The organism is Geomonas sp. (assembly GCF_035254065.1).
Taxonomy (GTDB): domain Bacteria; phylum Desulfobacterota; class Desulfuromonadia; order Geobacterales; family Geobacteraceae; genus Geomonas.
In genome coordinates, this window is sequence record NZ_DATFBA010000041.1 from 1 (window position 1) to 9509 (window position 9509).

Sequence of the window (9509 nt, forward strand, 5' to 3'; positions counted from 1 at the left end):
CGCCATGATCACCCGCAAGGCCGGCCCGGCTCTGGCCGCCGGCTGCCCGATCGTGCTGAAGCCCGCGACCCAGACGCCGTTTTCGGCGCTGGCGCTGGCCGAACTCGCGCATCGCGCCGGCATTCCCGCCGGCATCTTCAACGTCGTCACCGGCGCCGCCAGCGCCATCGGCGGCGAGATGACCGGCAACCCCCTGGTGCGCAAGCTGACCTTCACCGGTTCCACCGAGATCGGCAAGAAGCTGATGGCCCAGTGCGCCGGCACCGTGAAGAAGGTATCCCTGGAACTGGGCGGCAACGCACCCTTCATCGTCTTCGACGACGCCGACATCGACGCCGCCGTGGAGGGGGCCATCATCTCCAAGTTCCGCAACACGGGCCAGACCTGCGTTTGCACCAACAGGTTCCTGGTGCAGGACGGCATCTACAACAAGTTCTCTGAGAAGCTCTCCGAGGCGGTCAGCAAGATGAAGGTCGGTGACGGCCTCAAGGGCGAGACCCAGCAGGGGCCGCTCATCGATATGGCCGCCGTGGAGAAAGTCGAGGAGCATATCGAGGACGCGCTGGGAAAAGGGGCACGCGTGGTGACCGGCGGCAAGCGCCACACCCTGGGCGGCAGCTTCTTCGAGCCGACCGTGCTGGCCGATGTGACGCCGGAGATGCTGATCGCGCGCGAGGAGACCTTCGGGCCGGTGGCGCCGCTGTTCCGCTTCAAGACCGAAGCGGAGGCGATCCGGATGGCAAACGACACCGAGTTCGGCCTGGCCGCCTACTTCTACAGCCAGGACGTTTCCCGCGTCTGGCGGGTATCCGAAGCGATCGAGTACGGCATCGTCGGCGTCAACACCGGCCTTATCTCCACCACCGTAGCGCCCTTCGGCGGTGTGAAAGAGTCCGGTATCGGCCGTGAAGGGTCCAAGTACGGCATGGATGACTTTTTGGTGGTGAAGTACATGTGCATAGGAGGCGTCAAGTAGGGATTTATGGCTGAAGTACACCTCTTTTCAAACGGCACCTTGACCCGTGAAGACGCGCAAGTGGTGCAAGAGTTCCCCCTGGTATTGAGGGTCAACGATCAAGAGCTCGTGACCCTCATCGCTTCCCCTCACGACCTGCGCTTCCTGGTCGCGGGCTTTCTCCGGGTGCAGGGCTTCGTCAGCAGCGTTGACGACTTCCTGATGCTGAGCGTCTGCAACGACTTCGGCATCGCCAACGTCCGGATCAGGGGGGAGGTGAGTGCCAACCTCAAGCCGATCCTCACCTCCGGCTGCGGCACCGGCATCACCTTCTCCCTCCCCGGTGCCGGCACTCTCCAAAAGGTTGCCCATGCGGATCAGATAACCCCTGGCGCCGTCTTCGGCCTCATGGAACAACTGGCCCGCAAGGCGGAGAAGTACAAAAGCCACGGTGGCGTCCATTCCGCCGCGGTGGGCGATGCCGACGGCGACCTGCTCCTGTACGCCGAGGACATCGGCCGCCACAACACCGTGGACCGGCTGGCGGGCGAGGCGCTGCTGAGGGGGGTCGACCTTTTCGGCAAACTGCTGGTCACCTCCGGCCGGGTCTCCGCCGAGATGGCCGCCAAGGCCGCCGCCCTGGGGATCGTGCTGATCGCTTCCCGCACCTCCCCGACTGACATGGCGATCCGAATCTGCCAGGAGGCCGGCATCACCCTGATCGGTTACCTGAAGGGGGCCAGGTTCAACGTGTACGCCAACCCCCAACTGCTGCAGATCGAGTCTGTTTAACTTCCGGTAGCAGCAATGATCCCCCCATCACGTCCCCCCCTTGATTAAGGGGGGACAGGGGGGATTGCTTTCTTCTTGCCTTTCCCCGCAGCCAGCGGCGGACCCCATCCTCACCCTGACCCTCCCCTTGAAGGGGAGGGGACGTCAATGGGAGGACCTCGTCCTCTGGATTAATTGACCCGCTAATTAATCTCTCCCGTCGCCTTTACCAATGAAGAAGCGACGATATAATTTTCTTTTTCACTGCCACCAAACACCACATCTCCCCCGACCAAAACCCGCTCGTTCCTCCTGCGAAATGCCGTGTTTCCTGCATTTCAGCAATTGACAAAAGGGGGTAAAAACTGTATACAGTATCCGTTCAAATGAAGGACAACTCGCCAGTATCGTTCCAATAAACCCCGTAAATAGCTGGAAAAAACCTGAGGAGGGATCATGATCGAAGCTTACTTGAAACAAGAAGCAGAAAGAAAAGCACTCGGCATTCCTGCCAAGCCGCTCGACCCGGAGCAGACTGCCGGTCTTTGCAAACTTCTGGAGGCCCCGCCCGCAGGGCAGGAGGCGTTCCTGCTTAACCTCCTCAAGGAAAGGGTTTCCCCGGGCGTTGACCCGGCAGCCGAAGTGAAGGCCGCTTTCCTCGGCGAGATCGTCGCCGGCACCAAGAAGTCCCCGCTGGTCTCCAAGAAAGAGGCCGTGCAGATCCTTGGCACCATGCTGGGCGGCTACAACGTCGGCCCGCTGGTCGCAGCCCTGAAAGACGCCGAGCTGGCTGAAGAGGCCGTCAAGGCCCTCTCCGGCACCACCCTCGTCTATGACGCCTTTGACGAAGTGGTAGCTCTCTCCAAGAGCAACGCTTCCGCCAAGAAGATCGTCGAGTCCTGGGCCAACGCCGAGTGGTTCACCTCCAAGCCGGGCCTGGCCGACACCGTCAAGGTGAAGGTCTACAAGGTCGACGGCGAGATCAACACCGACGACTTCTCCCCGGCAGGCGACGCCTGGAGCCGTCCGGACATCCCGCTGCACGCTCTCGCCATGGGCAAGACCCGCTTCCCGGATGGCAACGCAACCATCGCCAAGTTCAGGGAAGAGGGCTTCCAGGTCGCCTTCGTGGGGGACGTGGTCGGCACCGGCTCCTCCAGGAAGTCCGCCTGCAACTCCGTGCTCTGGCACATCGGCGAGGACATCCCGGCCGTTCCCAACAAGCGTCGTAATGGCATCATCATTGGCGGCGTCATCGCCCCGATCTTCTTCAACACCGCCCAGGACTCCGGCGCCTTCCCGATCAAGACCGACGTGACCAAGATGAAGACCGGCGACGTCATCGTGATCGACTCCAAGAAGGGCGAAGTCAGGAGCGAAGCAGGCGAAGTGCTCTCCACCTTCACCGTGGCCCCCAACACCCTGTTCGACGAGTACCGCGCCGGCGGCCGTATCCCGCTGATCATCGGCCGCGCCCTCACCGACCGTGCCCGCAAGGCACTCGGCATGGGCCCCACCGACGTCTTCACCCTGCCGGTCAACCCGGTACCGAAGGCAGGCCAGGGCTACTCGCTGGCCCAGAAGATGGTCGGCCAGGCCTGCGGCGTGACCGGCATCTTGCCGGGCACCGCTTGCGAGCCGAAGATGACCACCGTCGGTTCCCAGGACACCACCGGCCCGATGACCGCCGACGAGCTGAAAGAACTCGCCTGCCTGAAGTTCCTGGCGCCGATGTTCATGCAGTCCTTCTGCCACACCGCCGCTTACCCGAAACCGGCCGACGTCAAGATGCACAAGACCCTGCCGCAGTTCATCATCGAGCGTGGCGGCGTGCCGCTGAAGCCGGGCGACGGCGTCATCCACTCTTGGCTGAACCGTCTGCTGGTTCCGGACACCGTCGGTACCGGCGGCGACTCCCACACCCGTTTCCCGATCGGCATCTCCTTCCCGGCCGGCTCCGGCCTGGTCGCCTTTGCCGGCGCTCTCGGCTTCATGCCGCTCGACATGCCTGAGTCCGTGCTGGTCCGCTTCAAGGGGCAGTTCAACCCCGGCATCACCCTGCGCGACGCGGTGAACGCCATTCCGTACTGGGCCATCAAACAGGGCCTGCTGACCGTGCCCAAGAAGAACAAGGTCAACATCTTCAACGGCCGCATCCTTGAGATGGAAGGCCTTCCCAACCTCTCCGTCGAGCAGGCCTTCGAGCTGACCGACGCCGCCGCCGAGCGCTCCGCCGCCGCCGGCTGCATCAAGCTCTCCGAGGAGTCGGTGGCAACCTACCTCCGCTCCAACGTGGCCCTCATGAAGCAGATGATCGCCGACGGTTACCAGGATGCCCAGACCCTGCAGAACAGGATCGACGCCGTCAACGAGTGGCTGAAGAATCCGAAGCTCCTCACCGCCGACGCCAATGCCGAGTACGCAGCGGTCATCGAGATCGACCTGGCCGAGATCACCGAACCGATCCTGGCCTGCCCGAACGACCCGGACGACGTCAAGCTCCTCTCCGAAGTCGCCGGCACCCCGATCCAGGACGTCTTCCTCGGTTCCTGCATGACCAACATCGGCCATTTCCGCGCAGCAGGCGAGATCTGGAGGGGCCAGAAGTTCAACCCGAACGTTCGCACCTGGATCTGCCCGCCGACCCGCATGGATCAGGCCAAGCTGAAAGACGAAGCCTACTTCTCCGTCTACAGCGCCATGGGTGCCCGCGTGGAAATCGCCGGCTGCTCGCTCTGCATGGGCAACCAGGCACGCGTGCCCGACGGGGTGAACATGTTCTCCACCTCGACCCGTAACTTCGACGACAGGATTGGCAACGGCGCCAAGGTATTCCTGGGCTCCGCCGAACTGGGCGCGGTTACCGTCAACCTGGGCAAGCTGCCGACCCCGGCCGAGTACCTGGCCGTGTACAAAGAGAAGGTTGAGCCCAACAAGGCCAACGTCTACAAGTACCTGCAGTTCGACGAGATGTAATCAGCAGTAACGACGCAGTAACCGAAAGGCCCGCCGGCAAAACCGGCGGGCCTTTTCACGTTTTTTAGGGAAACGGATCATCTCACGTCTGTCATTTGCTGGGGGAGATGCCATTTGTTTGGAAGGGGGAACCTCTCAAGAGGTGCTATAATTATTAGTACAGAGAGGAGGTGACTATCATGAAAGGAATGAAGAAGACTCAGACAACACCACCACGCAAAATGATGGACGAGCATAGTGCCAAGCCTCCAGTCGCCGTCAACAAGCACGATATGATGATGAGACGGGAACCGAATCACAACGTCCATATCATCACCCCCCACGGCAACATCCAGTCTGGACGCAAGGGGCGCACAGGTTGAGCGGCATCAATTGATGCGAATGCTTAGCCGCAGAGGTCCCGATAGGCGAAGTCAAGCGGGCCAGGCTGGTGGTGACATTTAAATCGTAAAATCGAAGTCTCCTCTTGCTATCTGTCCCAACTGATATTCAATTTACCAGTGCCTGGCCCCTTGGATGTGTCCTATCCATCCCCCCGATGGCATTTAATTTTCCTTTCCAGGCAACTTTCTCGCTGAACCGAGCCGCTGCCCGGCAATGGCCGGTTCGGTAATCTCAGTGGGGGCGAAACCGTGGAGGCTTCATGTCGACTCGACCGTTACGCATATCTGTTGCGACGCTGCTGGTGTTTTCTTGCCTCTTTTCCATAGCATCAGGTGAAGAGCGACCTCCGGCGGTAAAATCGGTCGTACCCGGAAACACTGCCTTCGCTCTCGATTTGTACTCCAAGCTGAAGCAGGAGAAAGGGAACCTCTTTTTTTCTCCCTATAGCGTCTCCTCCGCGTTGGCCCTGATGTTCGAGGGAGCACGTGGCGACACCTCGGCGGAGATGGCAAAAACTCTCCGTTTTTCCGCTGGTGAAGGCGAGGTAGCCCCGGCGTTCGGCCTACTCAACAAGACCTTTGAAGAAATCCAGAAGAAGGGAGAGGTGCAGCTGAACGTCGCGAACTCCTTGTGGCCGCAGAAAGGTCATCCTTTTCTCACCCGGTATCTCAAATCAGCTAAGAAATATTTCGGCGTCTCTGTCAGCCCGCTGGACTATCAGCACAAGTCGGGAGAAGCAAGTCGCACGATCAATGCGTGGATTGAAGACAAGACCAAAGGGAAGATCAGGGACGTCATCCGGCAAGGAGACCTGGATGCTGCGACCAGACTGGTCCTGGTGAATGCGATCTACTTCAAAGGGAAGTGGGCCAGCCAGTTCAATCCCAAGCTCACGACAAAGGCCGACTTTTCGCTGCTTGACGGCGGAAAAACTCCTGTCTCCATGATGAATCAGACGGGAAAATTCAGGTACGCAGAGATAGAAGGTTCCCAGGCGTTGGAGTTGCCGTATGTGGGGAAGGACCTGTCGATGGTGATCATCCTTCCCAGTGATGTGGGGAATTTCGGCGACTTCGAAAAACGAGTGACAGGGTCGAATTTAGATGCGTGGATCTCTCAGCTGCATCAAGCAGAGGTCAGCGTCGCCCTCCCCAAATTCAAGGGGACATGGGGGGTGAAGGACCTGGTAAAACCGCTGCAGGAATTGGGAATGAGGACCCCGTTTAGTGCGAGGGCCGACTTTTCAGGAATGGACGGGACCAGAACGCTCTTTATCAGCCTGCTTCGCCACAAGGCTTTTCTGGACATCAATGAAGAAGGCACCGAGGCTGCCGCCGCCACCGTCGGCGCAATCACGATGTCCGCCCTCCCCATCGTAAAGACATTCAGGGCCGATCACCCATTTCTTTTTGTCATTCGCGAAAATACTACAGGAAGCATCCTGATATTGGGAAGGATCGTCGAGCCCAACGGTTAGATCGTGGGGGCTGGTGTCTGAGATGCAGTGGTGACTTGAACCTGTACACCAACTTTCGATGAGAAAGGCCCGATGCGGACATCGGGCCTTTGCTTTTTTCGTGCATGTGAGGTGAGAGTCCGATTGGCTAAATAAGCTTCTTCAACTCCTCGATCAGGTCCTTCAGCAGGTCGTACCCGTTCTGCCAGAAGCTGGGGTCGCTCATCACGATGCCGGCGGGGGCGAGGGTGTCGGCGGGGGTGCGGGAGCCGCCGTCGGCCAGGATGTCGCGGTAGATCGGGATGAAGGCCTCGCGCTCCTTGAGATACATCTGGTACAGGGATAGCACCAGCAGTTCAGCGAAGGTGTAGGAGTAGCAGTAGAAGCGGGCGTGGATGAAGTGGGAGATGTAGCTCCAGCCGAAGCGGTAGGGCTCGATCATCTCGACGGCGTCTCCGTACAGCTTGCCGTTCTCGTTCCACCAGATGTCGCACAACTCGTTGGCGGTCAACAGGCCGTTCTTGCGCCCCAGGTGCATCTTCTCCTCGAACCGGGTCAGCACGTTCTGCCGGAAGGTGGTGGCGATGATGTCCTCGATCTTGGCGCAGAGGAGGGATTTTTTGACCTCCTTGTCTGTCTCGTTTTCCAAAAGCTGACGGGTGAGCAGCATTTCCCCGAAGACGGAGGCGGTTTCGGCCAGGGGGAGGGGCATGTGGTAGTTCAGCATGGTCTGCTTCTGGGCCAGCATGAAGTGGATGCCGTGGCCTACCTCGTGCGCCATGGTGGAGACGTCGCGCAGGTTGCCGGTGAAGTTCAGAAGAAGATACGGGTTGAGCGATGGGGTCATCCCCATGCAGAAGGCGCCGCCGCTCTTACCGGGGCGGGGCATGGCGTCGACCCGCTTATCGATGAAGAAGGAGTCGGCCATCTGGGCGAACTCTTCCGAGAAGCCGCGGTAGGCCTGGACGGTCATGGCCCGGGCTTCCTGGAAGCTGTACTGCTTGCCACTGTCGGAGAGGGGGGCGTAGACGTCGCAGTTCTTCAGGCGCGGGATGCCGAGCAACTGTGCCTTCAGCCGGAAATATTCCTGGGCCAGCGGATAGTTCTGTTCGGAGACCTGCATCAGGCTTTCGATGACTTCGGTGGGAATCTCGTTGCCGAGGTTGGTCGGCTCCATCGGGTGCCCGTAGTTTCTCAGCTCCAGTTCCTGGGAGTGATCGAGGGCGGCGTTGTTGAAGACCGCGGAATAAAGTATCTGGTGCTCTTCGTGTTTCTTCAGGAAGGTGCCGAAGGCGCGCTCCCTGAGTTCCGCATCGGGGTGATGCAGCAGGGCCAGCACCTCCTCGCCGGTCAGCTCGCGCTTATCGCCATCCACCTCGAGTGTGTAGCGCAAGGAAGCGGAGACCTCGTCAAAGAGGCGGCTGAAGGCCTGCACGCCAGTCAGCCCCTTCTGGGAGAGGAGGCTTTCTTCACGCTCCGAAAGGGTGTGCGGTTTGAACTTCCGCAGAGCCTGCAGGAAGTGGCGGTAGTTGCTGAGCAGGCTGTCGTCCTCCAGCGCCTTGAAGGGCGCGTCGTCCATCTCTATCAGTTCCAGGTCGAAGAAGAGGAGTTCCCTTCCCATCAGGTTGCCGAACTCGGAGGCCTTCTGGGAGAGGCGCTTGTTGTCGTCGTTCTCGCTGTCGGCGGCGAAAAGCAGGTGTGCGTAGAGCTGAGGTTTCGCCAACAACTCCTGCAGTGATTCATATTCGCGCAGTGCCTCGAGAAGATCCTTAGCGGAAAGAGCGGAGACCTTGGTGCGGTATTTGTCTCTGAAATTGGCCACCTTGGAGGTGCTTTCTTCGAAATCCCGGCTGAGCTCGGCGGAGGTGGCGGAGGGATAGAGGGGAACTGTGTCCCAGGTGAGGTCGCTGGTCATACGGGCTCCTGATAATCATGTTATTGAAATTACAGACCTGTCGATAGTAATCGATGGGCGGAGGAGTGTCAAGGTAGGGGGGAGGCGGGAACCGAGGCGCGGCAGTGAAGGAGGAGCGGGCTTCCCTCACCCGGCCTTCGGCCACCCTCTCCCGGAGGGCGAGGGTAGAGCGGGTGCTTCGACAGGCTCAGCACGAACGGCGGCCAGTTCAGATGTCGACGCTGGTGCTGCCGTCGCGGGGGATCAGCTCGCTGAAGTAGTGGATGGTGGTGAAACGGTCGGAGCGCGCCGGGGGGGCGGTGGAGCTGAAGCGACCGACATGGATCAGGTACTTGATGCCGAAAAGGTCTGCGGTGTGGAGGTTGGTCTCGCTGTCTTCGCCCAGCATGGTCCGCTCGGGGATGTAGGGGGCCTTCTCCTGCAGTTTTCCCCAGAAGGCCGGGTCCTCTTTGGGGACCCCCAGATCGTGGGCGGAGATGATGCCATCGAAGTAGGGGCCGATCTTGGTCCTGCGCATCTTGAGGTCGAGGGTCTTGCCGTGCGCGTTGGTGACCAGGTGGATCGCCTTGCCGTGCTGGCGGAGGTAAAGGAGGAATTCGATGACGAAGGGGTGCACCGCGATCAGGTGGTTGACCTCTTCCTTCAGGATAGGGATGTCCAGACCGAGCTGATTGGACCAGTAGTCGAGGTCGGTCCAGTTAAGGGTGTTTTCCTGGGAGCGGAACATGGCGTGGCAGCGTTCTCTGGCTTCAGGGAGGCTGATGCCGTACTTTTCGGCGAAGCGCATCGGGACGTGCTCGAGCCAGAAGTGGTCGTCGAAGTGCCGGTCGAGGAGCGTGCCGTCCATGTCCAAAAGGACGGTGTCGATGTGGGTCCAGTCGATCTTCAAATGGTTACCTGTCTTGGCTTGTCGGTCCCTCTCCCCGCGGGAGAGGGTGCCCGGAGGGCGGGTGAGGGAAGCCTCGCTTGAGCACAGAGCCGGGAGGCGCCGGGTTCCCTCACCCCGGCCCTCTCCCGGGGGGAGAGGGTGTGTCGGGGAGGGTTGAAGAAAA

The 9509-nt window shown here is 60.3% G+C and carries 7 protein-coding genes; 5 read left to right on the plus strand and 2 right to left on the minus strand.

Annotated elements, in window-relative coordinates:
- From VJ604_RS02140 to VJ604_RS02160, 5 genes are all read left to right on the plus strand, one after another.
- Positions 1 to 976 (plus strand): NAD-dependent succinate-semialdehyde dehydrogenase (locus tag VJ604_RS02140; RefSeq protein WP_324079739.1); only part of this gene is annotated, 976 nt, incomplete at its 5' end.
- Positions 977 to 982: 6 nt separating this feature from the next.
- A complete protein-coding gene (gene fdhD, locus VJ604_RS02145; RefSeq protein WP_324079740.1) occupies positions 983 to 1747 on the plus strand; it encodes a formate dehydrogenase accessory sulfurtransferase FdhD in 765 nt (254 codons plus the stop codon).
- Between the two features lie 435 nt (positions 1748 to 2182).
- Entirely contained in the window at positions 2183 to 4702 is a 2520-nt protein-coding gene (acnB, locus tag VJ604_RS02150) for a bifunctional aconitate hydratase 2/2-methylisocitrate dehydratase (RefSeq protein ID WP_324079741.1), read from the plus strand.
- Positions 4703 to 4881: 179 nt separating this feature from the next.
- On the plus strand, positions 4882 to 5064 hold the full coding sequence (locus tag VJ604_RS02155; protein ID WP_324079742.1) for a hypothetical protein: 183 nt from the start codon (positions 4882 to 4884) through the stop codon (positions 5062 to 5064).
- Between the two features lie 281 nt (positions 5065 to 5345).
- A complete protein-coding gene (locus tag VJ604_RS02160) occupies positions 5346 to 6563 on the plus strand; it encodes a serpin family protein (protein WP_324079743.1) in 1218 nt (405 codons plus the stop codon).
- Positions 6564 to 6690: 127 nt separating this feature from the next.
- Here VJ604_RS02160 and VJ604_RS02165 read toward each other — a convergent pair whose 3' ends face one another.
- On the minus strand, positions 6691 to 8457 hold the full coding sequence (locus VJ604_RS02165; RefSeq protein WP_324079744.1) for a M3 family oligoendopeptidase: 1767 nt from the start codon (positions 8455 to 8457) through the stop codon (positions 6691 to 6693).
- A gap of 208 nt (positions 8458 to 8665) precedes the next feature.
- Positions 8666 to 9346 carry an HAD hydrolase-like protein gene (locus tag VJ604_RS02170; protein ID WP_324079745.1) on the minus strand — a complete coding sequence of 227 codons (681 nt, stop codon included), beginning with the start codon at positions 9344 to 9346 and terminating at the stop codon, positions 8666 to 8668.
- Positions 9347 to 9509 lie beyond the last annotated feature (163 nt).